General features: G+C 68.1%; 22 protein-coding genes. 13 read left to right on the top strand and 9 right to left on the bottom strand.

The features are described from left to right. Positions 1-55: 55 nt before the first annotated feature. A complete protein-coding gene (locus AZOLI_RS00645; RefSeq protein ID WP_014246633.1) occupies positions 56-2,137 on the bottom strand; it encodes a sensor histidine kinase in 2,082 nt (693 codons plus the stop codon). Between the two features lie 79 nt (positions 2,138-2,216). After that, positions 2,217-2,960: an MgtC/SapB family protein gene (locus tag AZOLI_RS00640; protein ID WP_014246632.1), complete on the bottom strand. Its 744-nt coding sequence runs from the start codon at positions 2,958-2,960 to the stop codon at positions 2,217-2,219. A 262-nt stretch (positions 2,961-3,222) separates the two neighbouring features. Between AZOLI_RS00640 and AZOLI_RS00635 the strand changes: the two genes are divergently transcribed. From AZOLI_RS00635 to AZOLI_RS00615, 5 genes are all read left to right on the top strand, one after another. Next, positions 3,223-3,417, top strand: coding sequence for a periplasmic nitrate reductase, NapE protein (locus AZOLI_RS00635; RefSeq protein ID WP_014246631.1), 195 nt, complete (start codon positions 3,223-3,225; stop codon positions 3,415-3,417). Positions 3,418-3,427: 10 nt separating this feature from the next. After that, the gene (locus AZOLI_RS00630; protein ID WP_014246630.1) at positions 3,428-3,694 is read left to right on the top strand and encodes a chaperone NapD; all 267 of its coding nucleotides are present in this window, start codon (positions 3,428-3,430) and stop codon (positions 3,692-3,694) included. A 71-nt stretch (positions 3,695-3,765) separates the two neighbouring features. Next, positions 3,766-6,267 (top strand): nitrate reductase catalytic subunit NapA, encoded by a 2,502-nt coding sequence (gene napA, locus AZOLI_RS00625; RefSeq protein ID WP_014246629.1) that lies wholly within the window; start codon positions 3,766-3,768, stop codon positions 6,265-6,267. 14 nt (positions 6,268-6,281) lie between these two features. Further along, positions 6,282-6,806 carry a nitrate reductase cytochrome c-type subunit gene (locus tag AZOLI_RS00620; protein WP_044549395.1) on the top strand — a complete coding sequence of 175 codons (525 nt, stop codon included), beginning with the start codon at positions 6,282-6,284 and terminating at the stop codon, positions 6,804-6,806. Further along, the gene (locus AZOLI_RS00615) at positions 6,803-7,420 is read left to right on the top strand and encodes a NapC/NirT family cytochrome c (RefSeq protein WP_014246627.1); all 618 of its coding nucleotides are present in this window, start codon (positions 6,803-6,805) and stop codon (positions 7,418-7,420) included. Before AZOLI_RS00620 ends, AZOLI_RS00615 begins: the two co-directional genes overlap by 4 nt. A gap of 265 nt (positions 7,421-7,685) precedes the next feature. Here AZOLI_RS00615 and AZOLI_RS00610 read toward each other — a convergent pair whose 3' ends face one another. Both AZOLI_RS00610 and AZOLI_RS00605 read right to left on the bottom strand, forming a co-directional pair. Then, positions 7,686-8,069, bottom strand: coding sequence for a hypothetical protein (locus AZOLI_RS00610; protein WP_014246626.1), 384 nt, complete (start codon positions 8,067-8,069; stop codon positions 7,686-7,688). Between the two features lie 11 nt (positions 8,070-8,080). After that, a complete protein-coding gene (locus AZOLI_RS00605) occupies positions 8,081-8,908 on the bottom strand; it encodes a hypothetical protein (protein ID WP_014246625.1) in 828 nt (275 codons plus the stop codon). A gap of 262 nt (positions 8,909-9,170) precedes the next feature. Here AZOLI_RS00605 and carB point away from each other — a divergent pair, with 262 nt between their 5' ends. Beyond that, on the top strand, positions 9,171-12,419 hold the full coding sequence (gene carB / locus AZOLI_RS00600) for a carbamoyl-phosphate synthase large subunit (protein ID WP_014246624.1): 3,249 nt from the start codon (positions 9,171-9,173) through the stop codon (positions 12,417-12,419). A gap of 96 nt (positions 12,420-12,515) precedes the next feature. Beyond that, positions 12,516-12,989, top strand: coding sequence for a transcription elongation factor GreA (greA, locus tag AZOLI_RS00595; RefSeq protein ID WP_063633617.1), 474 nt, complete (start codon positions 12,516-12,518; stop codon positions 12,987-12,989). Between the two features lie 257 nt (positions 12,990-13,246). On the opposite strand, the gene AZOLI_RS00590 is transcribed toward greA, so the two are convergent. Continuing rightward, the gene (locus AZOLI_RS00590; RefSeq protein ID WP_014246622.1) at positions 13,247-14,176 is read right to left on the bottom strand and encodes a dienelactone hydrolase family protein; all 930 of its coding nucleotides are present in this window, start codon (positions 14,174-14,176) and stop codon (positions 13,247-13,249) included. Positions 14,177-14,357: 181 nt separating this feature from the next. Here AZOLI_RS00590 and chrA point away from each other — a divergent pair, with 181 nt between their 5' ends. Continuing rightward, positions 14,358-15,704, top strand: coding sequence for a chromate efflux transporter (gene chrA, locus AZOLI_RS00585; protein ID WP_014246621.1), 1,347 nt, complete (start codon positions 14,358-14,360; stop codon positions 15,702-15,704). Positions 15,705-15,726: 22 nt separating this feature from the next. Here the strand turns inward: chrA and AZOLI_RS00580 are convergent, their stop codons facing one another. Further along, the gene (locus AZOLI_RS00580) at positions 15,727-16,293 is read right to left on the bottom strand and encodes an Lrp/AsnC family transcriptional regulator (protein ID WP_014246620.1); all 567 of its coding nucleotides are present in this window, start codon (positions 16,291-16,293) and stop codon (positions 15,727-15,729) included. Between the two features lie 153 nt (positions 16,294-16,446). Between AZOLI_RS00580 and AZOLI_RS00575 the strand changes: the two genes are divergently transcribed. The 3 genes from AZOLI_RS00575 to AZOLI_RS00565 all read left to right on the top strand — a co-directional run bounded on the left by AZOLI_RS00575 (position 16,447) and on the right by AZOLI_RS00565 (position 18,943). Beyond that, positions 16,447-17,424 carry a mitochondrial fission ELM1 family protein gene (locus AZOLI_RS00575; protein WP_044549392.1) on the top strand — a complete coding sequence of 326 codons (978 nt, stop codon included), beginning with the start codon at positions 16,447-16,449 and terminating at the stop codon, positions 17,422-17,424. 151 nt (positions 17,425-17,575) lie between these two features. Then, positions 17,576-18,232, top strand: a complete 657-nt coding sequence (locus AZOLI_RS00570; protein ID WP_014246618.1) for a 2OG-Fe(II) oxygenase — start codon at positions 17,576-17,578, stop codon at positions 18,230-18,232. A 78-nt stretch (positions 18,233-18,310) separates the two neighbouring features. Then, on the top strand, positions 18,311-18,943 hold the full coding sequence (locus AZOLI_RS00565) for a 2OG-Fe(II) oxygenase (protein ID WP_014246617.1): 633 nt from the start codon (positions 18,311-18,313) through the stop codon (positions 18,941-18,943). Positions 18,944-19,031: 88 nt separating this feature from the next. Here AZOLI_RS00565 and AZOLI_RS00560 read toward each other — a convergent pair whose 3' ends face one another. Together AZOLI_RS00560 and AZOLI_RS00555 are read right to left on the bottom strand one after the other, a co-directional pair. Then, on the bottom strand, positions 19,032-20,633 hold the full coding sequence (locus AZOLI_RS00560) for a cisplatin damage response ATP-dependent DNA ligase (protein ID WP_014246616.1): 1,602 nt from the start codon (positions 20,631-20,633) through the stop codon (positions 19,032-19,034). Further along, complete coding sequence (locus AZOLI_RS00555; protein ID WP_014246615.1) at positions 20,630-21,694, bottom strand: ligase-associated DNA damage response exonuclease; 1,065 nt, start codon at positions 21,692-21,694, stop codon at positions 20,630-20,632. Before AZOLI_RS00555 ends, AZOLI_RS00560 begins: the two co-directional genes overlap by 4 nt. Positions 21,695-21,734: 40 nt before the next feature. On the opposite strand from AZOLI_RS00555, the gene AZOLI_RS00550 reads away from it, so the two are divergent. Next, positions 21,735-22,649 carry a pseudouridine-5'-phosphate glycosidase gene (locus tag AZOLI_RS00550; RefSeq protein ID WP_014246614.1) on the top strand — a complete coding sequence of 305 codons (915 nt, stop codon included), beginning with the start codon at positions 21,735-21,737 and terminating at the stop codon, positions 22,647-22,649. 116 nt (positions 22,650-22,765) lie between these two features. Further along, positions 22,766-23,182 carry a hypothetical protein gene (locus AZOLI_RS00545; RefSeq protein ID WP_014246613.1) on the top strand — a complete coding sequence of 139 codons (417 nt, stop codon included), beginning with the start codon at positions 22,766-22,768 and terminating at the stop codon, positions 23,180-23,182. A gap of 106 nt (positions 23,183-23,288) precedes the next feature. On the opposite strand, the gene AZOLI_RS00540 is transcribed toward AZOLI_RS00545, so the two are convergent. Further along, the gene (locus tag AZOLI_RS00540) at positions 23,289-26,267 is read right to left on the bottom strand and encodes an EAL domain-containing protein (protein WP_244442495.1); all 2,979 of its coding nucleotides are present in this window, start codon (positions 26,265-26,267) and stop codon (positions 23,289-23,291) included. Between the last annotated feature and the right edge of the window lie 205 nt (positions 26,268-26,472).

The following is a 26,472-nucleotide window of genomic DNA, read 5'->3' as shown; positions in this document are numbered from 1 at the left end:
TATGGTTTTCCGTGTGATTCACGCTTCAAGCGATTCCGCTTGAAGCGATCACACTCTATGACACCGATGGCGGCAATCTGATGGTGAAGACGGATCCGTCCTCATGCGTGCTATCCACGGTCAGGGTGCCGCCATGGGCGGCGACGATCTTCTTCGCCATATAGAGCCCCAGCCCGGTGCCCTTGGTCCCGCGCGAGGAGGAGGCGCGGAAATAGATCGAGCCGATCCGCTCCACCTCGTCAGGGCTCATGCCGGGTCCGCGATCGGCGACACGGATGACGATTTCCCCGGCATCCTGGCCGGCCGTCACCCGCACCGGTGCCTCCGGGGGCGAGTAGCGCAGCGCGTTCTGCACGAGATTGCCGATCGCCACCCCCAGGAAGGGCGCGTCGACCAGCAGCGGGCGGTCCGGCATCTCCACCGTCACCGCCAGCCGGTCCTCCGCCTCCGTTCCCCTCAGGCCGCCCAGCGCCTCCTCCATCAACTGGCCCAGCGCCACCGCTTCCGGCTTCAGCGCCAGCGCCCCCTGGTCCAGCGCGTCGGAGGACAGGAACAGCTCCACCAGTTCGACCATCTTGCGGGTGGTGTTGCGGATGCGCTCCAGCCGGGTCAGCGCCGCCGGCGCCGTGACCGCCCCGGACAGCTCGATCATCTGCGCCGCGCTGTCGATGGAGGCGAGCGGGGTGCGGAACTCGTGCGACAGCATGGCGACGAAGGTGCGCTGCTCCTCCGCCCGCTTGGTGGCGAAGGCCGATTCCTCGCGGGCGCGCAGCCGCTCCGACTGCAGGCGGCCGATGCGCAGGGCCAGACCGACGCCCAACACCAGCACCGCCAGCATGGACGATATCTGATAGGGATCGGCGATGGCGAAGTCGGCCGGCAACACGCCGCGCAGTGACATCTGCGTCAGCAGCAGCCCGCCCAGCGAGACCAGCGTGCTGGCCAGATAGAAGCGCGGGCTGAGATCGCCGGGGTTCAGCCAGGCCATGCGCGCGGTCAGCACCAGCGCGATCACCACCACGACCAGCGCCGACAGCGTCACCACCGGGTTGGTCAGGGCATAGAGCGGCGACACCGTCGTCGGCAGCATCAGCAGGGACAGCAGCGCCAGCCCCTGGTAACAGCGGCGCAGCCACGGCGCCCGGTTCCGCAGATCCAGGATATGGACCCACATGGTCAGCGCCGCGGCGAAACCCAGGAAGCCGCTGCTGCCCACCATCATGTTGATCGCCCATCCCGGCATGTCCGGCAGCAGGACGGCGGCGATGCCGTTGGCGAACAGGTAATAGCAGAGGACGGTGGCGACATAGCCGGTATAGGCCAGCAGTGCCCCGTCGCGCAGAAGCAGCCCCAGCGCGACATAGCCCAGCGTCAGGATGCCCAGAACGCCGAGGAACAGCCCCTGGAACAGCAGGTCCGTCGTCTGGTGGCCGACATAGGCGGCCGGTGTCCACATCTGGGCCGACAGACGGATGGCGCTGATGGAATCGACGCGCAGATAGAGCGAAACCGCCCGCCCTTCCGGCAGGGTCAGTTTCACGGCGTGCAACCGCGTCTTCAACGGCCGCTGGCTGAAGGGAACGAAGTCGCCCAGCCGGACCAGCCGGTAGGCGTCCGGACTTTGCGGCCGTCCGTCCGCCGCTGCCGTTTTCGGTTCCATCGATCTGGGAATGAACAGGTCGAGATGGTCGATATAGGCCTCGCCCATCTCCAGGATCCAGTCCGCCGGGGCGCCGGGTGCGCGCAGCAAATCGAAACGGTACCAATGGATGTCGCGGGTCTGGCCGGCGCCGCGGAAATCGCTGAGCCGCTCCATGCCTCCGGCGGCGTCGGCCTTCAGGATGTCGGCGAAGTCCAGCTTGCGCTCGGGATCGACCAGCCGGGTGAAATGGCCGGCCAGCGTGGCGCCTCCGGTGGACGCCTCCAGCCGCAGCGGCTCCGGCGGCTCCGCCGCGGACGCAGCGCACAAGGCGCAGAGCCAAAGCAGGGTCGCGCCCAGCAGGATACGCAGAAGAGCGGGCGCAAGGCCGGACGGACGGCGCCCCGCCAGGATGCGGATGCGGATGGCCGGCAGGCTGCCGCACCGGCATTCCATCCACCTGCCGCTCACGTCACCGTTCGTCGCATCCTTGGTCATCGTGAGGTTTCGATAAAGCTAAAGTTTTAGGAAAAGATTAAGCACGTATGCATTCCATCCCAGCCACCCTCCGGCCGCGTCAGATACGAGAGGGAGAAAGCTTGAACTCCACCAAAGCGTCGGTGGCGGCGAGCGCGGTGACCAGCGTCATCGGGTCGAGGTCGCCCTTGCCCTGCAGAACCAGCTGGCATTCGAACTGGCCGCTGCCATTGGCGAGGTGGAAGGCCCAGTCGACCACCTCGAACCCATGACGGACCACCTGCGCCCGCAGCTCGTCCGGCGGCGGCGCCTTGTCGCGGGGAAAGACCAGCGTCAGATGGATCACCGAACGGTGCGGCAGCAGCCGCTCGATCGGCCGCAGCAGGCTCATCACCAGGATGGTCAGCAGCGCGGCGGCGATGGCGACGGCGTAGAAGCCGAGCCCGATGATGATGCCGATGGCCGACGTCGCCCAGATCGACGCCGCGGTGGACAGGCCGCGGATCGACAGCCCCTCGCGCATGATCACGCCGGCGCCGAGGAATCCGATGCCGGTCACGATGCCCTGGATCACCCGCGTCGGGTCCCCAACCCCGGCGGCGCTCTGCGCCCCGCCCTGAAGCCACATGCCGCCGAACCACATGGCGGGATAGGCGTTGACCACCGTCAGCGCGGCCGACGCCAGGCAGACCAGCCCATAGGTCCGCATCCCCGCCGCCCGCCCGTGATAGCTGCGCTCGTAGCCCAGCAGCAGCCCGACCGCCAACGCTCCCAACAGATGCAGAAGAATCAGCCCGTTGGTCACCAGCTCGGCCGGCGACCAGTAGGAGCGCAGCAAATCCATGGCCATCCCGTCTCAAACCAAAGCCTCAGGCCCTTCCCGCAAGGCCCGGCTCCAGTCTACCGCGCTCCGCAGCGAAACGCCTGTACGGCGCGACGGCTGGGTCCGCCGCGCCATTCCGTCACAGGCGTGAATAGCCCCGCTTGACCTGTGTCAATTCCAGACCGCCCGAAAGTATCGATACTAAGGGCCGAAAACCGATACCTAAGGACCAGTCTTTGGTACCGGCCGATCATCCGTTCCCGCACCGACCGAGAGTGCAGCCATGAGGCCCACCAGTTCCCCCGTCCTGTCCCATCCGTCCGATCGGATCGCGACCGAGTCCGATCCGGCTCCGACCCGCCGGGCCGAGGGACTGATGTTCCTGTGGCTGGCCTTCCTGGTCTGGCCGCTGATCGCCATCGGCTCCGTGTCGGCCTACGGCTTCTCGATCTGGATGTACCAGCTCCTCACCCACTGAGTCTTCCGACATGCCCCGCGCCCCCGAAGTCCACATCTCCAGCCTCGTCATCCAGCACAGCCCCGACCGTACCGAGGCGGTGCGCGAGGCGGCGAACGCCGTCGCCGGGCTGGAGTGGTGCGCATCGGAGAACGGCAAGGCCGTCGTGACGCTGGTCACCGCCAGCGCCGCCGAGGTGGTGGACCGCATCGCCCAGCTGAACGCCGTCCCCGGCGTGCACACCACGACCATGGTCTACCACCACTACGAACCCGCGGACGCGATCGACGCAGCCTGACGCCTCCACCGTCCAGGCGCGCCGCATCCGCCCATTCCGAACGAAATTCCTCCAAGACTGGAGTCCATCGCATGTTCCTGTCCCGCCGCGATTACCTGAAGGCGCAAGCCGCCGCTGCCGCCGCCGCGGCGGCCGGAATCTCGTTGCCCGCATCGGCCGCCAACATCCTCACCGGCGAAGGCGCCAAGCTGAACTGGTCCAAGGCCCCCTGCCGCTTCTGCGGAACCGGCTGCGGCGTGATGGTCGGCGTCAAGGACGGCCGCGTGGTCGCCACCCACGGCGACGTGAAGGCCGAGGTGAACCGCGGCCTGAACTGCGTGAAGGGCTATTTCCTGTCCAAGATCATGTATGGCGAGGACCGGCTGAACCAGCCGCTGCTGCGCATGAAGGACGGCAAGTACGACAAGGACGGCGAGTTCGCGCCGATCAGCTGGGACGCCGCCTTCGACATCATGGCGCAGAAGTGGAAGGAGACCCTGAAGAAGAAGGGTCCGACCGCCGTCGGCATGTTCGGCTCCGGCCAGTGGACCATCTACGAGGGCTATGCCGCCTCCAAGCTGATGAAGGCCGGCCTGCGCTCCAACAACCTGGATCCGAACGCCCGCCACTGCATGGCGTCGGCGGTGGCCGGCTTCATGCGCACCTTCGGCATGGACGAGCCGATGGGCTGCTACGACGACATGGAGCAGGCCGACGCCTTCGTGCTGTGGGGCTCCAACATGGCGGAGATGCACCCCATCCTGTGGACGCGCGTCACCGACCGCCGTCTCAGCCATCCCGACTGCAAGGTCGCCGTCCTCTCCACCTTCGAGCACCGCAGCTTCGACCTCGCCGACATCGGCCTGGTCTTCACCCCCGGTTCCGATCTGGCGATCCTGAACTACATCGCCAACCACATCATCAAGACCGGCCGGGTGAACAAGGAGTTCATCGAGAAGCACTGCAACTTCAAGCGCGGCCGCGACGACATCGGCTATGGCCTGCGTCCCGAGCATGCGCTGGAGCAGAAGGCGAAGAACGCCGCCAAGGCCAACGACTCCGACCCGATCAGCTTCGACGAGTTCGCCAAGTTCGTCGAGCCCTACACGCTGGACAAGGCGCATGAGCTGTCGGGCGTGCCGAAGAACCGGCTGGAGGCGCTGGCCGAGCTGTATGCCGACCCGAAGGTGAAGGTCGTGTCCTTCTGGACCATGGGCTTCAACCAGCATGTCCGCGGCGTCTGGGCCAACAACCTCGTCTACAACATCCACCTGCTGACCGGCAAAATCTCCCAGCCCGGCAACGGTCCCTTCTCGCTGACCGGCCAGCCGTCGGCCTGCGGCACCGCGCGCGAGGTCGGAACCTTCTCCCACCGGCTGCCCGCCGACATGGTGGTGACCAACCCCGCGCACCGCAAACACGCCGAGGAGATCTGGAAGCTGCCGGAGGGGACCATCCCCGACAAGGTCGGCTACCACGCCGTCCAGCAGGACCGCATGCTGAAGGACGGCAAGCTCAACGCCTACTGGGTCATGTGCAACAACAACATGCAGACGGCCCCGAACACGGCGAAGGAGACCTTCCCCGGCTACCGCAACCCGGAAAACTTCGTCGTCGTCTCCGATCCCTACCCGACCGTGACGGCGCTGGCCGCCGACCTGATCCTGCCCACCGCCATGTGGGTCGAGAAGGAGGGCGGCTACGGCAACGCCGAACGCCGCACCCAGCTGTGGCGCCAGCTGGTCGACGCGCCGGACGGTGCCAAGTCCGACCTGTGGCAGATGATGGAGTTCTCCAAGCGCTTCCGGATCGAGGAGGTGTGGCCGGAGGAGCTTCTGAACAAGAAGCCGGAATATCGCGGCAAGAGCCTCTACGACGTGCTGTTCCGCAACGGTCAGGTCGACCGCTTCCCGCTGTCCGACCTCGACCCGAACTACGGGAACCACGAGGCCAAGGACGCCGGCTTCTACGTCCAGAAGGGGCTGTTCGAGGAATATGCCGCCTTCGGCCGCGGCCACGGCCACGATCTGGCCCCCTTCGACCTCTATCACCAGGAGCGCGGCCTGCGCTGGCCGGTGGTGGACGGCAAGGAGACCAAGTGGCGCTACCGCGAGGGCTTCGATCCCTACGTGAAGGCCGGCGAGGGCGTGCGCTTCTACGGCAACAAGGACGGCAAGGCGAATGTCTTCGCCCTGCCCTACGAGCCGCCGGCCGAGGCGCCCGACGCCGACTATCCGTTCTGGCTGTCGACCGGCCGCGTGATCGAGCATTGGCACAGCGGATCAATGACCATGCGGGTTCCCGAACTGCGCAAGGCCTTCCCCAACGCCGTGGTGTTCATGCACCCCGACGACGCCAAGGACCTGAACGTCCGGCGCGGCCAGGAGGTGCGCGTCACCTCGCGGCGCGGCGAGGTGCGGGTGCGGGTCGAGACGCGCGGACGCAACAAGCCGCCGCGCGGCCTGGTCTTCGTCCCCTTCTTCGACCACACGGTCCTCATCAACAAGGTGACGCTCGACGCCACCGATCCCATCAGCAAACAGACCGACTTCAAGAAATGCGCGGTCAAGATCACGCCCGTCGTGAACGCCTGAGGAGTGCCGGCATCATGAAGACCCGTTTCCTGATCGCCGCGCTGGCCCTTCTGGCCGGCGTCCCGGCCCTGACCATCGGCGTCACCTCCGGTGTTGTCGCCGCCGACAAGCCGGTTGCCGCAACCGGCGGCACCGGCACGGTGGGGGGGATCGTCGTCCCCTCCGCCAACCATCCGATCACCCTGGATGTCCCGGCCGAGGCGACCCACCGCGAGATCACCGACGACCAGAAGCGCGTGCGCAACTACGCCGACCAGCCGCCGCTGATCCCGCATGCCATCCGCGACTACCAGATCGACCTGAACATCAACAAGTGCCTGACCTGCCACGATCGCCGCAACACGGCCGGCTCGCAGGCGCCGATGCTGTCGGTCACCCATTTCCAGGACCGTGACGGCCAGACGCTGGGCACGGTGGCGGCGCGCCGCTACTTCTGCATCCAATGCCACGTCCAGCAGACGGACGCGCAGCCCATCGTTCCCAACAGCTTCCGCGACTTCGACGCGGTCCTGGGCCATGCCCAAGGCGGCCAGAAATGACGATCCGATCCGCCTTTACGTGCCTGTGGCGGCTGTTCGCCCGCCCCAGCATCCATTTCAGCCTGGGTTTCCTGACGCTGGGCGGCTTCATCGCCGGCGTCCTCTTCTGGGGCGGCTTCAACACCGCCCTGGAGGCGACCAACAAGGAGGCCTTCTGCATCAGCTGCCACGAGATGCGCGACAATCCCTATGAGGAGCTGAAGCAGACCATCCACTTCACCAACCGGTCCGGCGTGCGCGCCAGCTGCCCCGACTGCCACGTCCCGCATGAATGGACCGACAAGATCGCCCGCAAGATGCAGGCATCGAAGGAGGTCTGGGGCAAGATCTTCGGCACCATCGACACCCGCGAAAAGTTCCTGGACAAGCGCCGCGAGCTGGCCGAGCACGAATGGGCTCGTCTGAAGTCCAACAACTCGCTGGAATGCCGCAACTGCCACAGCGCGGACTCGATGGACATCACCAAGCAGAACCCGCGCGCCGCGAACATGCACGAGACCTATCTGTTCACCGGCCAGAACACCTGCATCGACTGCCACAAGGGCATCGCCCACCGCCTGCCCGACATGCACGGCGTGGAGCCCGGCTGGACGATGAAGACCAGCCAGAAGTGAGTGCCTGGTTGCTGCAACAGTCCCGTCTCCGGAAGGAGCGGGGCTGTTTGCGTTTCACGGGAAACGGTGTCGGCTGGCGAGTGCCCCCACCTAACCTCCCCCGCTCTCAGCGGACCTACGGTCCGCCTGCCGCGTCAGCACAAAGCGTAGCTTTGTGCGAGAGCTGGGCGGGGGAGGGACTGCCGCTGCTCTCCCGGACAAGCGCCAATCTCCCTCCCCCGCCCAGCGGGGGAGGGTTGGGGAGGGGGCATTCGAAGCCGACACCTCACCCCAGCAGCGCCACCGCCCAAAGCGCCAGCAGCGTCACCAGCACCGCCTCGCCCAGTCCGATCAGCCCGCGCAAACCCAGCGCCACCCACCAGCTCGCCCAATCGCGGCGGTGGCGAACCTCCTTCAGCAACCGCTCCTGGATGCCGGCGACGGTGCGCCGGGCCGACAGGCTGGCGATGCCACCGACCAGCGCCACCAGACCGGTGCCCAGCACGAAATACAGCGCGCCCTTCCAGCCGGCGAAATGGTCGGGGTCGTTCAGGTAATGCCCGGCGCCGACGACGATCCACACCGCCGCCGGCCAGACGCCGACGATCTCCGGCCCCGGCCCTTCCTTGGGTCCTTCCCTCTTCGGCTCCTCTTTCCGAACGTCGCTCATCGCCGCCTCCCTCAGCCGCCCGGCACATGGCGGTAGGCCAGCACCCGCGTCGCCGGCCCGCCCTCGACGTCGGCGAGCGGCAGCAGCAGCTCGACGAACTTCGCCCCCGGCAGCATCGGGTCGTCGCGCACCAGCAGGCAACGCGGCTCGCCGCTCTCCAGGCAAAGGCGCAGGTCGGACAGCCAGCGCCGCGCCGCCTGTTCGGGATGGCACTCCGTCACCCGCCGCGTCGTCGGCCGCCCGTCCAGCCGGCGCTGCAGGGCGCGGCCGCAGGATCTATAGACGAAATCGCTGCCGTCGGCGGTCGGCTCCATCAGGGCGATGCGCGGCACGCTCTCGCGCACCTGGGCGGTGTCGATCTCGACCGCCAGCGGCATGCGGCGCTTGCGCTTCAGCCGGAGCCAATGGGTGTAGAGCACGCGGACCTGCGGCGACTGCTCCACGTCGATGGGGTCGGCACGGCAGGGCGGCGGCGGCACGTCGAGCACCGGTGTCGCGACCGGCGCGTCGGCGAAGGCGGCGGCGGCCGGCACCGGCTGGGAGGCCGGCGGCATCGGCCGGGACGCCGCAGCGGTGACCGGTGCATGCGCCTGGCCCGCCGCCGTGTGGCCGATCCGCCCGCCATGCTTCTTCAGCATCGGCAGCGGCGCCCAGGCCGTGCAGGTGTGATAGCCTTTGGTGACGCGGCGGTAGTCCTGGCTGCTGGCGGTGCGGCATTCGCCCTCCACCCCGTGGCGGGCGACGTAGACCAGCGTGTTGTCCTCCGACAGCGCGCGCTCCCCGCCCCACGAGACGCAGGCGGCGCAGGCGCGGCTGTCCTTGGCGAATGCGTGGCTCATCGGGGCGTATCTCCAAAGGGTATGCGAGACGGGAGAATGGGAATTGATGCGTCCCTTTCCCGCCCGGTTCAAGACCCGCATGGGGCGGCGGTGCCGTGCCCGAGATTCAGTCATGCGAGGGTGACATCCATGCCACCCCTTCCCCCCCGGCCCCGAACCCCCTATAAGGGGGCCTTGCACGACATGCCCATCCCCGCTCTCCGTCTCCGGTCCTCCGGCGCCGGGGGGTTTTCGGCTGACCACACTTCAGAGAAGCGGACCCATGCCCAAACGCACCGACATCAAATCCATCTGCATCATCGGCGCGGGTCCGATCGTCATCGGACAGGCTTGCGAGTTCGACTATTCCGGCGTCCAGGCCTGCAAGGCGCTGCGCGAGGAAGGCTACCGGGTCATCCTCGTCAACTCCAACCCGGCCACCATCATGACCGACCCCGGTCTGGCCGACGCCACCTACATCGAGCCGATCACCCCGGCCGTCGTCGCCAAGATCCTGGAGAAGGAGCGTCCCGACGCGCTTCTGCCGACCATGGGCGGCCAGACCGCGCTGAACACGGCGATGGCGCTGTCCGACGACGGCACGCTGGAGCGTCTCGGCGTGGAGATGATCGGCGCCAAGCGCGACGTCATCGCCAAGGCCGAGGACCGCATCCTGTTCCGCGACGCCATGGACAAGCTGGGCCTCGAATCGCCGAAGTCGCGCATGGTCCGCACCCTGACCGAGGCGATGGACGCGCTGGAGTTCGTCGGGCTGCCGGCGATCATCCGTCCCAGCTTCACCCTGGCCGGCACCGGCGGCGGCATCGCCTACAACCGGGCGGAGTTCGAGGACATCGTGCGCGGCGGCCTGCGCGCCAGCCCGGTCGGCGAGGTGCTGATCGAGGAATCGGTGCTGGGCTGGAAGGAATACGAGATGGAGGTCGTGCGCGACGGCGCCGACAACTGCATCATCGTCTGCGCCATCGAGAACATCGACCCGATGGGCGTCCACACCGGCGACTCGATCACGGTGGCGCCGTCGCTGACGCTGACCGACAAAGAATACCAGATCATGCGCGACGCCTCGATCGCCGTGCTGCGCGAGATCGGCGTGGACACCGGCGGCTCGAACGTACAGTTCGCGGTCAACCCGGCCAACGGCCGCCTGATCGTGATCGAGATGAACCCGCGCGTGTCGCGCTCCTCGGCGCTGGCGTCCAAGGCCACCGGCTTCCCCATCGCCAAGATCGCCGCCAAGCTGGCCGTCGGCTACCGGCTGGACGAGCTGACCAACGACATCACCGGCACCACGCCCGCCAGCTTCGAGCCGACGATCGACTACGTCGTCACCAAGATGCCGCGCTTCACCTTCGAGAAGTTCAAGGGCTCGGAGCCGCTGCTGACCACCTCGATGAAGTCGGTGGGCGAGGCGATGTCCATCGGCCGCACCTTCCAGGAATCGGTGCAGAAGGCCCTGCGTTCGATGGAGACCGGCCTGACCGGCTTCAACGAGGTGAAGATCGGCGGAGAGGAGACCCCGGACCGCACCGCCATCCGCGGCGCGCTCGCCACCCCCACCCCCGACCGCCTGCTGGTCATCGCCCAGGCCTTCCGCCACGGCTTCACCGTGGAGGAGGTCCAGGCCGTCTCCAAGTACGACCCCTGGTTCCTGGAGCAGATCAAGGCGATCGTCGACCGCGAGGCGGCGATCCGCGACGGCGGCCTGCCGACCGACAAGGCCGGCTGGCTGAAGCTGAAGCAGATGGGCTTCTCCGACGCCCGTCTGGCCGAGCTGGCCAAGACCACCGAGGCGGCGGTCGCCGCGGCGCGCCGCATGGCCGGCGTCACCCCGGTCTACAAGCGCATCGACACCTGCGCCGCCGAATTCGCGTCGGCCACCCCCTACATGTACTCGACCTACGAGACCGACGGGACCGGCGAGGCGGAGTGCGAGTCCGAGCCGACCGACAAGCGCAAGGTCGTCATCCTCGGCGGCGGTCCGAACCGCATCGGCCAGGGCATCGAGTTCGACTATTGCTGCGTCCATGCCGTCTATGCCCTGCAGGAGGCCGGCATCGAGACCATCATGGTCAACTGCAACCCGGAGACGGTCTCCACCGACTACGACACCGCCGACCGCCTGTATTTCGAGCCGCTGACGGCCGAGGACGTGGTGGAGCTGGTGCGGGTCGAGCAGCGCAACGGCAATGTCCTGGGCTGCATCGTGCAGTTCGGCGGCCAGACCCCGCTGAAGCTCGCCGCCGCGCTGGAGGCCGCCGGCATCCCGATCCTCGGCACCTCGCCCGACGCCATCGATCTGGCCGAGGACCGCGAGCGCTTCCAGAAGCTTCTGCATGAGCTGAACCTGAAGCAGCCGGCCAACGGCCTCGCCCGCTCGCTGGAAGAGGCGGAGGCGGTCGCCAGCCGCATCGGCTTCCCGGTCGTCATCCGTCCGTCCTATGTGCTGGGCGGCCGCGCGATGGAGATCGTCCACGACATGGCCGGGCTCCAGCGTTACATGGGCACCGCGGTGCAGGTGTCGGGCAAGAACCCGGTTCTGATCGACAGCTACCTGCAGGACGCCATCGAGGTCGACGTCGACGTCGTCTGCGACGGCACCGACGTCTATGTCGCCGGCGTGATGGAGCACATCGAGGAGGCCGGCATCCATTCCGGCGACAGCGCCTGCGCCCTGCCGCCCTACACGCTGCCGGCCGACATCATCGCCGAGATCAACCGCCAGTCCGACGCGCTCGCCCATGCGCTGAAGGTGGTCGGTCTGATGAACGTGCAGTTCGCGGTCAAGGACGGCACCGTCTACATCCTGGAGGTCAACCCGCGCGCCAGCCGCACGGTGCCCTTCGTCGCCAAGGCCACCGGCACCGCCATCGCCAAGATCGCCGCCCGCGTCATGGCGGGGGAGAAGCTGTCCGCCTTCACCCTGAACGGCCCGACCCCGCCGCACACCGCGGTCAAGGAAGCCGTCTTCCCCTTCGCCCGCTTCCCCGGCGTCGACATCGTGCTGGGTCCGGAGATGAAGTCGACCGGCGAGGTCATGGGCCTCGACCACAACTTCGCGCTGGCCTTCGCCAAGGCGCAGCTCGGGGCCGGCGTCACCCTGCCGGTCAAGGGCAGCGTCTTCGTCTCGGTCAAGGACCGCGACAAGCCGGCGCTGGCGGTGATCTCCAAGAAGCTGCACGACATGGGCTTCCGCATCCTCGCCACGTCGGGCACCGCCAAGGTGCTGAGCGATGCCGGCGTGCCGGCGGAGACCATCAACAAGGTGGTGGAAGGCCAGCCGCACATCGTCGACGCCATGATCAACGGCAACGTGCATCTGGTCATCAACACCACGGAAGGCGCCCAGGCGCTGTCCGACAGCTTCAGCCTGCGCCGCACCGCGCTGACCTACAACATTCCGTACTACACCACGGTGGCGGGAGCACGCGCGGCGGTGGAAGCGATTGCCGCACTCCGGAACGGCAGCCTTGAAGTCGCCCCGTTGCAGTCGTACCTTAGCGGATCGTATTAAGGACGGACGACGGCGCGGCGGACCTCCTCCGCGCCGTCTTCGTCCTTGATGTCGCTTTGGACAGGTCGAACGACTGCAAGCGGTGATGGACCGAACATGGAAAAAGTTCCGATGACAGCGGCGGGCTTCAACCGCCTCCAGGAGGAATTGAAGCACCTTAAGATCACCGAACGCCCGGCGGTCATCAAAGCCATCGCGGAAGCCCGCGAACATGGCGACCTTTCGGAAAACGCCGAGTATCACGCGGCGCGCGAACGTCAGAGCTTCATTGAAGGCCGCGTTCTGGAGCTTGAGGACAAGATCAGCCGTGCCGAGGTCATCGACCCGGCCAAGCTGACGGGCAACACCGTGAAGTTCGGTGCGACCGTGACCCTGGCCGACCAGGACACGGACGAGGAGACGACCTATCAGATCGTCGGCCAGGACGAGAGCGACATCAAGAACCGCCTGCTGTCGATCCAGGCGCCGCTGGCCCGCGCCCTGATCAACAAGTCCGTCGGCGACAGCGTGGAGGTCTCCACCCCCGGTGGCTCCAAGCTGTACGAGATCGTTTCGGTCGAGTTCCGCTGAGGGTGTAACCCTCTCCCCATCGGGGCTATGGCATTCACACAATTCCAGGCATCGCTAAGCTTCTGAGACAAAAGGAACTTTGCGTCATCCCCGCGAAGGCGGGGATCCAGGAAACTCCGCAGATCAGCGGCGGATGTGGCTGGATTCCCGCCTTCGCGGGAATGACGGCCGACAAAATTGCTTTATTTCAACGTCTTAAGTGACGCTGAGATGTGTGAATTCCATAGCCCCATCGGGGAGAGGGGACGTCAGCCCCCCTACCCCCGCAGCTTGTCCCTGAAGAATTCCATCACCCGCCGGATCGCGTCCGAGCGGGCGTCTTCGTTCGTGCCGACATGGGCCGTTCCATCGGGTGCGGTGGCAAGGTCCTTGCGCTTGCGCACCGGGGCGTCGGGCGCGTCGAAGCCGTGGTAGGCGTCGGGATAGACCACCAGTTCCATCCGGTCCTTCACGCCCTCGCGCCCGGACAAATCGACGCAGTTCTGCGGCGGGGTCCAGTCGTCCTTGTCGCCGATCAGCAGCAGCAGCGGACCGTCGGGCTGCCAGTCCTCGTCGCTCAGCGGCGCCCGGCAGCCGGGATAGAAGGCCACGGCGGCACGGAAACCGCCGGCCTCCGATCCCGCCGGCCCGTCCTCGCCGGCGCCATAGGCGGCCAGCACGGTGCCCGCCCCCTGCGACCAGCCGATCAGTCCGATGCGGGCATGGTCCACCTCCGGCCGACGGCGCAGGAAGGCCAGCGCCCCCCAGGCGTCGCGCTTGCGCTCCATCGTGGCGCGGACGGTGCGGTCCTTCAGCGCGGTGGTGCAGACCTCGTCCACGTCGCGCGGGCCGAAGCTGTCGACCATCAGCACCTCGAAGCCCTGGCGCTGCAGGTGGGTGGCCCACCAGACATGGCGCGGCAACACCCGGCCGTTGCGGGCATAGAGGCCGCCGCAGCCATGCAGCATGACCACTGCCGGGTGCGGTCCGGCGCCCGAGGGCCGCAGCAGCCGCCCGCTCAGCATGGTCGGCGCCCCGCCGGTCAGGTCGCCGTCGGTGGACGGAAAGCGGACGATCTCCTCGGCATGGACGCCGACCGCGGCATGGGCCGTTGCCACGGAGGCCGACATCCCGGCGGCGAACACCCCGATACCGGCACACAGCGCCGCACCCAACACAGCCGCGCGACCGCGGGCGGAAGCCTTCATTCTCCAGAATCCCCGACTCCCGGCGCCGGCCACGACGGCGGCGCTCGCGGTTGCAATATTAAACCCCGGCGTTGCGGAAGGCCATGGCCGCCCCTCAATTGTCTCGGCCGCGCGCCCCGCCGCTGCCCCGGCCGACGGTGGACGCTGCCTTGCGGCCCGGTTTGCGTTAGGGTGCGGCCCCATGACCGACGCTCCCGACGCTCCCGCCCCGCCCGCTCCGCCGCCCAGGCTGGCGCAATCCGCCACGGTCCCTGCCTTCGGCACCTTCTGCCTCTACTGGCTGCGGCTGGGGCTGACCAGCTTCGGCGGGCCGGCCGGGCAGATCGCGATGATGCAGAGCGAGCTGGTCGACCGCCGCCGCTGGATCGACCAGAGGCGGTTCCTGCACGCGCTGAATTTCTGCATGCTGCTGCCGGGGCCGGAGGCGCAACAGCTCGCCACCTATATCGGCTGGCGGCTGCACGGGGTGCGCGGCGGGCTGGTGGCGGGCGGGCTGTTCGTGCTGCCGGGTGCCCTGGTCCTGCTGGTCCTGTCCTGGATCGCCGCCGCCCATGGCGACACCGGGCTGGTCGGCGCGCTGTTCGACGGCATCAAGCCGGCGGTGGTGGCGATCATCGTCGCCGCGGTCTGGCGGATGGGCCGCCGCACGCTGAAGGGACCGGCGGCGGTGGCGATGGCCGGCGCCGCCTTCCTCGCCCTGTTCGCGCTGCATCTGCCCTTCCCGCTGGTCATCGGCGCCGCGGCGGCGGTCGGCGGCGTCGCGGCGCGGACGGGCCGCCACTGGTTCGCCCACCCGCACCCGGTGGCCGACGGCGACTCCGCGAAGGACGAGCCGGACGAGCCGGCGCCCAAGCCCGCACGGCTGCTCGGACTGGCGATGCTGTTCGTCCTCTTGTGGGCGGTGCCGGTGGGGGCGGTGCTGCTGGCCTTCGGGGCCGATCCCTGGCGCGGCATCGCGGCGCTGTTCACCAAGGCGGCCTTCGTCACCTTCGGCGGCGCCTATGCCGTGCTGCCCTACATCGCCGGGCAGGCGGTGGAGTCCTATGGCTGGCTCAGCCCGCGCGAGATGGTCGACGGGCTGGCCCTGGCCGAGACGACGCCGGGGCCGCTGATCCTGGTGACGCAATATGTCGGCTTCTTCGCCGGCTGGAACCGGCCGGGGGACCTGTCGCCGGGGCTGGCGGGAACGCTGGGGGCGGCGCTGACGACCTACGTCACCTTCCTGCCCTGCTTCCTGTTCATCTTCGCCGGAGCCCCTTATGTGGAGCGGCTGATCCACAACCGTCTGGCCGCGGGGGCGCTGGCCGCCATCGCCGCGGCGGTGGTGGGGGTGATCCTGAACCTGGGCGTCTATCTGGGAATGGCGGTGCTGCTGCCGCACGGGCAGTCTGCCGGACACATGATCTGGGCCTGGGCGATCATGCTGGCCGCGCTCTACGCCCTGACCCGCCGGGCCATGGCGATCCACTGGGTGGTGCTGGGGGGAGCCGCGGCGGGCCTGCTCCAGGCCGCCGCATCTTCCCTGTAGAAGGCCGTTACGCCTTGCCCGTTCAGCGCCGGGTGGCGCGGGCAGGTGTCTCGGCCTCGTCCTCGACGAAATCCTCGTCCTCGTCGTCCTCGGTCCCTTCCGGGATGTCGGGCGAATCGACGTCGATGGGAACGCCGGGGGTGTGCTTGCTGGTGCGGATCGACAGGGCCGACTTCACATGGGCGACGTTGGGCGCCGACGTCAGCTTGGTCGTCAGGAAGCGCTGGTAGTCGTCCCAGTCCTCCGCCACGATCTTCAGCACGAAATCATATTCACCGGCCAGCATGTTGCACTCACGCACGAGCGGCCAGCTGTTGACGAGCTCCTCGAATTTCTTTAGGTCCGCTTCGGCCTGGCTGCTGAGGCCGACCTGGGCGAACACCGTGACGCCGAACCCCAGTGCATCGGGGTTGACGTCGGCGTGGTAGCCACGGATGAATCCCGCCTCCTCCAGCGCGCGGACGCGGCGCAGGCAGGGCGGAGCGGAGATGCCGGCACGTCGGGCAAGCTCCACGTTGGTCATCCGGCCGTCGTTCTGCAGATCGCGCAGAATCCGACGGTCAATTCGGTCGAGTTTGACCCGCCGCATGGTTTTACTCGGTCGCTCCGGGGATGATTTGGAGAAAGGATATTACACGGGCATGGTGTCTACGCCAAGACCGAAACCCCCGCAAGGGCGAGCAACCCGGATAGCGGTCATTTCGCCGCAATCCCCTCCACAGCTCCAACGATCCGAGTTCTCATGCAACCTTTGACGTGTTGGGTCGTGTCGGACGGCAAGGCCGGCATGGAAAACCAGTGCATCGGGCTGGCCGAGGCGCTGGGCCTGACGCCGGTGATCAAGCGCGTCCATCTGCGCACCCCCTGGCGCCAGCTGACCCCCTACTGGCGGATCGGCAACCGCTTCGCCGCCGGCCCCAAGGGCGATCCGGTGGAGCCGCCCTGGCCCGACATCCTGATCGGCACCGGCCGGCAGTCCATCGCCGTCTCGCTGGCGGTGCGCCGCCAGTCGCGCGGGCGGACCTTCACCGTCCAGATCCAGGACCCGGTGATGAACCCGCGGCATTTCGATCTGGTCGTCGTGCCGCGCCACGACAAGCTGCGGGCCGACAACGTTCTGGTGACGCGCGGGGCGCTGCACCGGGTGACGCCCGCCATCCTGGCCGACGCCGCCGAACGCTTCGCCCCGCGGCTGGCCCATCTGCCGCATCCGCGCATCGCCGTGCTGATCGGCGGCGACAACGGGGTCTACCGCCTGACGCCCACCATCATGGGCGACGTGGCGGAACGGCTGGCCAACCTGACGCGCAGCCATGGTGCCGGGCTGATGGTCACCCCGTCGCGCCGCACCGGCGCCGACAACGAGGCGATCCTGCGCGCCCGCCTGTCCGGCCTGCCGGCGGAGGTGTGGGACGGCACCGGCGAGAACCCCTATTTCGCCTATCTGGGCTTGGCGGATGCGGTGGTGGTGACCTGCGACAGCGTGTCGATGACGTCGGAGGCCTGCTCCACCGGCAAGCCGGTCTATGTGATCGAGCTGGACGGCGGGTCGCCCAAGTTCCGCGCCTTCCATGACGGGCTGTACCAGGACGGCATCACCCGGCCCTTCGACGGTTCGCTCGACCATTGGAGCTATCGGCCGATGGACGAGACGCGGATCGTCGCCGAGGAGGCGATGCGCCGCCTGTCGGCCCACCGGAAGCGGCACGGTCTGGCGTAACGATGGGGCGGCGGGGTGCGGGCGCGGCCAATGCGCGCACCCCGCGGGTCCCGCCGGTTTGGGGGCGGCGTTCGTGCGCGGGCCATGGCATAAGCGCCGGCAAACCGACCGTCCCGAACCGGACGCCCCTGGACCCGGACCCATCGCCATCATGACCACCGCCGACGCCGTTTCCGCCTCCTTCCTGCGCTGCCTGGAGCGCAGCCGGCTGTCCGAGACGCCTTATAATCACTGGCTGCTGTCCGAAGCCCTGCCGGAGGACGACGCCGACGCCATCGCCGCCCTGCCCTGGGGGCCGCCGCGGGTGTCCGACACCTACGGCAAGCGCGAGACCAACAACGCGTCGCGCACCTATTTCGGCGAGGAGAACCGGGCGAAACATGCGGTGTGCGAGACGGTCGCCCAGGCCTTCCAGGGCCGCCCGGTGGTGGAGGCGATCCAGCGCACCTGCAGCGTCGACCTGTCCGGCACCAGCCTGCGCATCGAATATTGCCAGGACACCGACGGCTTCTGGCTGGAGCCGCACACCGACATCGGCGTCAAGAAATTCACGATGCTGATCTATCTGTCCAAGGGTCCGAACTGCTCGCACTGGGGCACCGACGTGCTGGACGCAACACGGACGGTGGTCGCCCGCGCACCCTACGCCTTCAATGAAGGCCTGATCTTTATCCCCGCCGATAATACCTGGCATGGATTCGAGAAACGTCCGATCGACGGCGTGCGCAAGTCGATCATCGTCAACTATGTCGGCCCCGAATGGCGGGCGCGGCAGGAGCTCTGCTTCCCTGACAAACCTATTGCATAAAACTTCCGTCGTGGTTAAGTGACGCCGGTTTTGGGGGGCAAAGCCACCGTCGGCACGCTCTTTGGGAGTTCCGTACCCATGTCCATGCTCGATCTGGACAAGTTCCGCGCCACCCCTCTGCAGCACGACCCCTACGACTTCCTGTGCGTTCCCGGCTTCGTGAAGCGCGAGTTTCTCGAGGAGCTGCACCGCGACTATCCCAAGGTCGACCGGCCCGGCTCGATCCCGCTGGGCGTCTTCCCCCAGGGGCCGAGCTTCGACCGGCTGATCGCCGAACTGAAGGGGCCGGAGGTCTGCAAGGCCTTTTCCGACAAGTTCGGGCTCGACCTGTCGGGCTACCCGACCATGTTCACGGCGCGCGGCATGTGCCGGCCGACCGACGGCAAGATCCATCCGGATTCGGCCAGCAAGGTCATCACGGTGCTGATCTACATGAACCCGCCCTGGGAGGCCACCGGCGGCCGTCTGCGCATCCTGCGCTCCCAGAACCTGGAGGATTACGCCGCCGAGGTCCCGCCGGAGGAAGGCACCCTGATGTGCTTCCGCCGCAGCGACACCTCCTGGCACGGCCACTATCCCTTCGAAGGCCAGCGCCGCGCGATCCAGATGAACTGGGTCAAGGGCAGCGTCTACATCTGGCACGAACAATGGCGCCACCGTATCGGCGCCTGGGCCAAGGGCGTCTTCGGCGGGCAGGCGCAGGGGTATTGAGGGGCGGCGGAGTTCCCTCTCCCGCGTGAGCGGGGGAGGGTTAGGGAGGGGGCAGGACTCGAGGGAGCAATCGCAGCCTCCACCCCCCTCACCCCACCACCATCGCCGCCAGCGTCTCCAGCCGGTCCGCCTCCGGCGCCGGCTTGTCCCAGCGGATGCGGTGGATGCGCGGGAAGCGCATCGCCAGCCCGCTCTTGTGCCGGGTCGACGGATGCACGCTGTCGAAGGCGACCTCCAGCACCAGCCCGGCCTCCACCTCGCGCACCGGGCCGTAGCGGCGGGTGGTGTGGTTGCGCACCCAGCGGTCCAGTTCGATCAGCTCGGCATCGGTGAAGCCGGAATAGGCCTTGCCGACCGGCACCAGCTCCCGGCCCAACTCATGATCGCGCCAGACGCCGAAGGTGTAGTCGGAATAATAGCTCGACCGCTTCCCGTGGCCGCGCTGGGCGTACATCATCACGGTGTCGAGCGTCAGCGCCCCGCGCTTCCACTTGAACCACGGCCCCTTCGGCCGCCCGGCCAGATAGGCGCTGTCGCGCCGCTTCAGCATCAGCCCCTCGATGCCGTTCTCCCGCGCGCCCTCGCGCAGAGCCACCAGCTCGTCCCAGCCGCCGAAGGGCACCAGCGGCGACAGATCCATCCGCCGCGGCCGCACCGCCTCGTACCAGCGCTCCAGCCGGGCGCGGCGCTCGACGAAGGACAGGCCGCGCAGATCCTCCCCGCCGTCGAACAGGATGTCGTATAGCCGCACCCAGGCCGGCCCGTCGCGCAGCATCTGCGCCGTCACCGTCTTGCGGTTGAGCCGCTGCTGCAGGTCGTTGAAGGGCGCCACCACCCCGTCGCGCGCCACCAGCAATTCGCCGTCCAGCACCGCGTCGAAGCTCATGTGATCGACAATGTCGGGGAAGGCGCCGGACACGTCGTCGCCGGTGCGGCTGTAGAGCCGCCGCTCACCGCCGCGGGCCACCAGCTGCACGCGGATGCCGTCCCACTTCCATTCGGCGGCATAGGCGGCGGGGTCGAGCGCCGCCCGGTCCTCCTCCTCCAGCGGGTGGGACAGCATCATCGGGCGGAACCCGGCGCCGGAGCCGGTCGCCGGCCGCTCGGCCCGCCCCTCCAGCCAGGCGAACAGTTCCGCATAGGGGGCGGTCAGCCCATGCCAGACCTCCTCCACGTCATCGACGCCCACCTCCGGCCGGGCCGCCTTGCCCCAGTCCGCCAGCGCCGTCTTGGCCAGCCGCGCCGACACGCCGATGCGCAGTGCCCCGGTGATCAGCTTCAGCAAAGCGAAGCGCCCCGACGTGTCGAGCGTGTCGAGCCAGCCCTCCACCAGCCCGATCACCTGCCCGCGCCTGGCGGCCTGCAAGCCCTCCACCACCTCGTCCAGGCTGGGCGGCAGGCTGTTGGCCCTTTCCGGACGCTCCGGCCAGATCAGCGCCACCGTCTCCGCCAGATCGCCGACATAGTCGTAGGACAGCGCCAGAAGCTGCGGATCGACCCTGGTCGCCGCCAGTTCGCGGATCGCCGCCGGCTTGGCTTCGCGGAAGCTCAAGGCCCCGGTCAGCGCCGCCAGCGCCCATCCGCGCTCGGGATCCGGCGCGGTGGCGAAATGCTCGACCATCAGGCGGATCTTGCCGTTGCGCGACGGCATGAAGACCAGCGCGTCGATCAGCGCGGCAAAGCGGTTCACGACGCCTCTCCTCCCGACAGCCCTTCCGAATCCTCGTCCTCGAAGCCGATCAGCGCCAGGGCGCGGGCGCGGATGCCGCGGCTGGTGGCGTAATGGACCAGCGCCTCCTCCCGCCCATGCGTCACCCAGACCTCCGGCGCGCCGACATCCTCCAGCGTCTGGCACAGTTCGTCCCAGTCGGCATGGTCGGAGATGACCAGCGGCAGTTCCACCCCGCGCTGGCGGGCACGCTGGCGCACCCGCATCCAGCCCGACGCCACCGCCACCACCGGATCGGCCAGCCGCCGCGCCCAGCGGTCGGCCACCGCCGCCGGTGGGGCCAGCACCAGCGCGCCCTTCAGATCCTCCTTCGCCGCCACCGTGGCCGGCCGCAGTTCCCCCAGTTCCACGCCCCAATCGCGATATAGCCGGCACAGCGGCTCCAGCGCGCCATGCAGCCAGATCGGCCGGTCGTATCCCGCCGCCCGCAGCAGCGTGATCAGCCGCTGGCATTTGCCCAGCGCATAGACGCCGACGACATGGCTGCGCTCCGGGAACAGCGCCATCGAATGCAGCAGCTTCCCCACTTCGCCCAGGTCGGGCGGATGGCGGAACACCGGCAGGCCGAAGGTCGCCTCGGTCACGAAGACGTCGCAAGGCACCGGCTCGAAAGGCGCACAGGTGCGGTCGAAGCGGCGCTTGTAGTCGCCCGACACCACCACGCGCGACCCGGCATGCTCCAGCACCACCTGCGCGCTGCCCAGCACATGGCCGGCCGGCACCAGCCGCACATCGACATCGCCGATCCGCAAGGTCTCGCCATACTCCAGCGCTTGCAGGCTTCCCCCCACCCCCTCCCCCATCCGCTGGCGCATGATGGCGAGCGTGCCCGGAGTCGCCAGCACATGGCGGTTGCCCGGCCTCGCATGGTCGGAATGGCCATGGGTGACGACCGCGCGCTCCACCGGGCGCACCGGGTCGATGTGGAAGCCCCCCGGCTCGACATAGAGGCCCTCGGGCAGGACCCTGATCCACCTGTCGGGGTGCGGGCGATCTGGATTGAATTGGTGTGCAGCGGACATGCGTCCTAATATAGGGCGCCCAACAGCGGAGACCCAGCGCATGCACCCGATCCTGCTGCCGACCCCCGAGGTCGCCGACGCGCTTGCCGCCAACCGCCCGGTGGTGGCCCTGGAATCGACGGTGATCTCCCACGGCATGCCCTACCCCCGCAACCTGGAGACCGCCCGCGCGCTGGAGGCGGAGGTGCGGGCCGCCGGGGCGATCCCCGCCACCATCGCGGTGATGGACGGGCGAATCCGCATCGGGCTGGACGACGAGGCGCTCGAACGTCTGGCGACCGGCGGCCATGCCGTGCGCAAGCTCAGCCGCCGCGACCTGCCCGTCGCCATCGCGACTCGGGCGCTGGGGGCAACCACGGTGGCGGCGACGATGATCGGGGCGCGGCTGGCCGGCATCCCGGTCTTCGCCACCGGCGGCATCGGCGGCGTTCATCGCGGGGCGGAGACCAGCTTCGACATCTCCGCCGACCTCGACGAGCTGGCCCGAACCTCGGTCTGCGTGGTCTGCGCCGGGGCCAAGTCGATTCTCGACCTGCCCAAGACGCTGGAGGTGCTGGAGACCCGCGGAGTCCCCGTGCTGGGCTTCGGCACAGACGAATTTCCTGCTTTCTACAGCCGCCGCAGCGGCCTGCCGGTCGATCATCGCTGTGACAACGTGACCGAGGTGGCGGACATCCTGCGGGCGAAGTGGCAGCTTGGCCTGGACGGCGGCGTGCTGCTGGCGAACCCGATCCCGCCCGTCGACGCGCTCGACGCCGACGCCATGGAAGCCGCCGTCACCGAGGCGCTGGCCGACGCGGAATCCAAGGAAATCAAGGGAAAGGACATCACTCCCCACCTGCTGGCGGCGCTGGAGCGCATCACCGGCGGGCGCAGCCTGACCGCCAACATCGCGCTGATCCGCAACAATGCGCGGGTCGCCGCCGGGGTCGCCGCCGCCCTCGCCGCCGGCTAGAACCGATCGGATAGGCCATACCTCAGTGGGAGTAAGGCTTTGGCCCCGGTCCCGGCTTAAGACCCCGTTAACCGCCTGCGCGCAAATCTGTCGCCATCGAACGAGCGGAGGCTTCCATGCGCGCACCCAGCAGCACCTCGACCCTGGTTTCCCGGATGATCGCGATGGCCGGCCAAGGCGACGAGGCGCCGGGCGTCGCAGAGATGAAGGAGCCGGCCCACGTGAAGCGCATCGTCTGGGCCTCCCAGGCGGCGAAGCTCCGGGTCTCGCTCTCCTCCCGCACCATCCACGAGATCGAAAGCGCCGTCACCGCCGACCTGGACAGCATGGAGCTGCCGGAAGTGTTCTTCACCTCGGTCGAGGTGAACGGCCATGTGGTGACCTGCGATCTGGACGCCTCCGGTACCGCCTCCATCTTCGGGCTGATCGAAGCCCATGAATATGACGATCTGGTCGAGGAGGCCGGCGACGACGCCCTGTTCGGTGTCGATTGGGACGGCGTCTACATCACCCCGGCCCGTACCCGGCACTGATCCCGGGACACTGGTCCCACCGAGCCTCGCTTTCGAAAAACGCCCCGCAGCCCGCCTGCGGGGCGTCTTTCGTTTGGGCATCCGTCTCGTTGAACGATCCCCCCGATCAGACCGGCTCGCGGCCATTCGGCTGCCGGTTCGCCCCGGCAGTTGACATGCCGACCACCACGTCGTCGCGGGAAACGATGGGCAAGACCATACGCCGCTCCTCCCAAGCCGCCAGGAAGCCGTCGATGCGGTCGGCGGGCAGCGGCCGGCTGACGAAATAGCCCTGGATCATGTCGCAGCCCATCCGTGACAGAGCCTCCCATTGGGCCAGTTCCTCCACCCCCTCAGCCACCACGCAGCGACTCAGGTCGTGGGCGATGCGCGAGATGGACGACACCATGCTGCGCGCGTCGGGCCGGCGATGAACGTCGTTGATGAAGGCCTTGTCGAGCTTCAGCGTGCTGATCGGCAGGGTCCGCAGATAGGTCAGCGACGAATAGCCGGTGCCGAAATCGTCCAAAGCGATGTGGACGCCGATCTGTCGCAGCGCGTTCAGCTTGTCGATGGCGGCGTCCAGCGATCCGATCATCTGCGACTCGGTGATCTCCAGCTCCAGCCGGTTCGGCGGCAGGCCGGTTCGGTCCAGCACCTCCAGCACCCGCGGCACGAAATCGTTCTGGGCGAGCTGCACCGCCGACATGTTGACGCTCATCGTGATGCTGCCGATGCCGCGGCAGGCCAGCCCCATCGCCTCGATGCAGGCCGTCTCCAGCACCCACAGGCCGAGCGGGACGATCAGCCCCGAATCCTCGCACACCGGAATGAAGCGGTCGGGGGAGACCGGCCCCAGTTCCGCATCGGTCCAGCGGATCAGCGCCTCGAATCCGCGGACCCGGCCGTCGGACGTCGCCACCTGGGGCTGGTATTGCAGGCTGAAGGACTGGCGGTCGAAGGCCAGCCGCGCCCGGCTCAGCATCCGCATGCGCTCCACCACCCGGCGGTTCATCTCGGGGGTGAAGGTGCAGATACGTCCGCGCCCGCTGTCCTTGGCCCGGTACATGGCGGTGTCGGCATTCTGCAGCAGATCGTCGAAGCAACGTCCATCCCAGGGATAGCGGGCGATGCCGACGCTGCAGGTGACGAAGAAATGCTGCCCTTCGACCAGGAAGGGAGCGGCCAGCGCCTGTTCCAGCCGTTGCGCCACGTCGGCCGGCTCGCCGGGCTCGCCGCCATGGACGACCACGACGAATTCGTCACCGCCCAGCCTTGCGATGAACAGCCCCTCGCCGGCCGCCCGGCGGACGCGCAGGCCGAGCGCCATCAGCAACTCGTCGCCCGCCTTGTGGCCGAAGCTGTCGTTGATGAACTTGAAATTGTCCATGTCCAGGAACAGCAGCGCCAGCGGCCGGGAATGGCCGGAGGACTTGTCGTCGGCGATCAGCCGGCTGACATGCTTTTCCAGTGTCAACCGGTTCGGCAGACCGGTCAGCGGATCGAAATGGGCCAGGTGATCCAGCCAATCCTGCTGCCGCTTCTCCGCCGTGATGTCGGTGTAGGAGCCGGCCATCATCACCGGCCTTCCGGTGTCGTCGAACAGGGCCTTGCCGGTCGCGTAGAACCACAGGTAACTGCCGTCGCGGTGCCGGACCCGGTATTCCGACCGGTATTCCGGCAATTCGCCGGACAGGTGGCGCTGCAGCGCCTCTTCCGCCCTGCCACGGTCGTCGGGGTGGATGCGGTCGAGCCAGGCCGCCCGCGAATCGATGCTGAGGGCGTCAACGCCCAGCAGTTCCACCACCCGGCCGGACAGGACGCGGGTGTCGGCCGCAATGTTCCAGCTCCAGATGATGTCGCGCGACGCCTCCGCCACCAGCCGCATCCGCCTTTCGCGTTCGCACAGCGCCTCCCGGCTGACGGTCAACTCCTCCAGCTTGGCCTGCAGGTCCCGGCGCGATTGGCTGAGCGCCTGATTGCTGTGCAGCAGGGCCGCCTCGGCGGCCCGGCGCTGGCGCAACGCGAAGGACAGGATCAGCACCATGACCGTCAGCAGCACGATGACGATGCCGACCGTAATCACCAGCCAGCGGTAGGTCTCCAGGAAGGAGAAGGGCTTGTTCACCAGCCGGTCGAGCGGCCCCACCCGCGACAGATCGAGCCCGTAACGGTCCACCTGCCGGTAATCCATCGCCCGGATGACGGATTCCGGCCGCTCCGCCGGCAGGGAGGCGATGGATCTGCCATTCACGATCGCCGCGGCCAGCGAGCCGACCGCGCGTCCATGCTCCAGCCCGCTCAGCAGGCTGCCGCCGGCGATGCCGCGGCCCAGAAGATATTCCTGCAGGCCATAGATCGGCGCACTGCTCTTCTCGCTCATCAGTTCCAGGAACTGCTCGGGCGGCAGGACCAGACCGTCACGGTCGGTCGCGTAGGTGCCCAGCAGCACGGCGCTGTCCGGCGGCAGGGTCGCCAGCTGCTCCTCCAGCCGGGCAAAGGGCAGGTCGGGCAGGATCTGGCGCTCCAGTCCGGCGGGAAAGCGGCCGGCGGCGGCAAGCTCATCGATCTGGGTGTCCAGCGCCGTTCCCGATTCGGTGTGGTCGCGCAGGACGAACAGGCGGCGCAGCCCGGGATCGGCGGCCATCGCCATGCGCACCGTGCCTTCGATGTCCTTGCCCTCGTCCACGCCGATCACGTTGGCTTCGTATTCGGTCAGCCGGCGCGCCGAGGCTCCGATCACGCCGCCATGCACCAGCGGCACCGGGCCATACAGCTCCCTCCGCAGATCGAGCGCCAAAATCAGCGCAGCATCGTCGGTCGAGACGATCACGTCGACGGAGCCCCTGGGGAGCCGATGGCTGATGAGCGCCCGCAGCCGGTCGTGCCCCTGCACCTCTGGAAAGCGCTTCCAGTCCAGGTAATGGGTGACAACCGACGCGTTGGGCGCCGAGGCCGCCAGTTCCTTGCCGATCCCGGCGGCCTGATGGTCGGTCCATTCATAGCCCTGGTGGTAGGAATGCAGCACCAGCACGATCCGGTTCGGCGCCGTCGCCCGCCCTTCCACCGGCAGGGACGAAGCGGCCATCGCCAGCAGCATCAGCATCAGAACGCAACCGCGTATCCAGGTAGCGGGCCAACCGGTCATGGGAATCCCTCGATCGCTCCCCCGCAACGCGTTCCGTCGGCTGCGACGCCGCCGGAGCGTGCCGGTTCTTCACCACCAAAGGATAGGCTCTGCCATCATCCGGGCACCACAGATCTTCCGTAAAGTTATCCCGCATTTTTATGGTTAATTTCTATATATGATT

The organism is Azospirillum lipoferum 4B, from assembly GCF_000283655.1.
In the GTDB taxonomy this organism is placed as follows: domain Bacteria; phylum Pseudomonadota; class Alphaproteobacteria; order Azospirillales; family Azospirillaceae; genus Azospirillum; species Azospirillum lipoferum_C.
Note: the sequence above shows the minus strand (reverse complement) of the source record. Positions and strands in the feature narration are given on the sequence as shown.

What these genes read in the sequence shown, in the direction of transcription:
- AZOLI_RS00645 (WP_014246633.1), bottom strand. Translation starts at nt 2,137, where the DNA reads ATGACCAAGGATGCGACGAACGGTGACGTGAGCGGCAGGTGGATGGAA.
- AZOLI_RS00640 (WP_014246632.1), bottom strand. Translation starts at nt 2,960, where the DNA reads ATGGATTTGCTGCGCTCCTACTGGTCGCCGGCCGAGCTGGTGACCAAC.
- AZOLI_RS00635 (WP_014246631.1), top strand. Translation starts at nt 3,223, where the DNA reads ATGAGGCCCACCAGTTCCCCCGTCCTGTCCCATCCGTCCGATCGGATC.
- AZOLI_RS00630 (WP_014246630.1), top strand. Translation starts at nt 3,428, where the DNA reads ATGCCCCGCGCCCCCGAAGTCCACATCTCCAGCCTCGTCATCCAGCAC.
- napA (WP_014246629.1), top strand. Translation starts at nt 3,766, where the DNA reads ATGTTCCTGTCCCGCCGCGATTACCTGAAGGCGCAAGCCGCCGCTGCC.
- AZOLI_RS00620 (WP_044549395.1), top strand. Translation starts at nt 6,282, where the DNA reads ATGAAGACCCGTTTCCTGATCGCCGCGCTGGCCCTTCTGGCCGGCGTC.
- AZOLI_RS00615 (WP_014246627.1), top strand. Translation starts at nt 6,803, where the DNA reads ATGACGATCCGATCCGCCTTTACGTGCCTGTGGCGGCTGTTCGCCCGC.
- AZOLI_RS00610 (WP_014246626.1), bottom strand. Translation starts at nt 8,069, where the DNA reads ATGAGCGACGTTCGGAAAGAGGAGCCGAAGAGGGAAGGACCCAAGGAA.
- AZOLI_RS00605 (WP_014246625.1), bottom strand. Translation starts at nt 8,908, where the DNA reads ATGAGCCACGCATTCGCCAAGGACAGCCGCGCCTGCGCCGCCTGCGTC.
- carB (WP_014246624.1), top strand. Translation starts at nt 9,171, where the DNA reads ATGCCCAAACGCACCGACATCAAATCCATCTGCATCATCGGCGCGGGT.
- greA (WP_063633617.1), top strand. Translation starts at nt 12,516, where the DNA reads ATGGAAAAAGTTCCGATGACAGCGGCGGGCTTCAACCGCCTCCAGGAG.
- AZOLI_RS00590 (WP_014246622.1), bottom strand. Translation starts at nt 14,176, where the DNA reads ATGAAGGCTTCCGCCCGCGGTCGCGCGGCTGTGTTGGGTGCGGCGCTG.
- chrA (WP_014246621.1), top strand. Translation starts at nt 14,358, where the DNA reads ATGACCGACGCTCCCGACGCTCCCGCCCCGCCCGCTCCGCCGCCCAGG.
- AZOLI_RS00580 (WP_014246620.1), bottom strand. Translation starts at nt 16,293, where the DNA reads ATGCGGCGGGTCAAACTCGACCGAATTGACCGTCGGATTCTGCGCGAT.
- AZOLI_RS00575 (WP_044549392.1), top strand. Translation starts at nt 16,447, where the DNA reads ATGCAACCTTTGACGTGTTGGGTCGTGTCGGACGGCAAGGCCGGCATG.
- AZOLI_RS00570 (WP_014246618.1), top strand. Translation starts at nt 17,576, where the DNA reads ATGACCACCGCCGACGCCGTTTCCGCCTCCTTCCTGCGCTGCCTGGAG.
- AZOLI_RS00565 (WP_014246617.1), top strand. Translation starts at nt 18,311, where the DNA reads ATGTCCATGCTCGATCTGGACAAGTTCCGCGCCACCCCTCTGCAGCAC.
- AZOLI_RS00555 (WP_014246615.1), bottom strand. Translation starts at nt 21,694, where the DNA reads ATGTCCGCTGCACACCAATTCAATCCAGATCGCCCGCACCCCGACAGG.
- AZOLI_RS00550 (WP_014246614.1), top strand. Translation starts at nt 21,735, where the DNA reads ATGCACCCGATCCTGCTGCCGACCCCCGAGGTCGCCGACGCGCTTGCC.
- AZOLI_RS00545 (WP_014246613.1), top strand. Translation starts at nt 22,766, where the DNA reads ATGCGCGCACCCAGCAGCACCTCGACCCTGGTTTCCCGGATGATCGCG.
- AZOLI_RS00540 (WP_244442495.1), bottom strand. Translation starts at nt 26,267, where the DNA reads ATGCTGATGCTGCTGGCGATGGCCGCTTCGTCCCTGCCGGTGGAAGGG.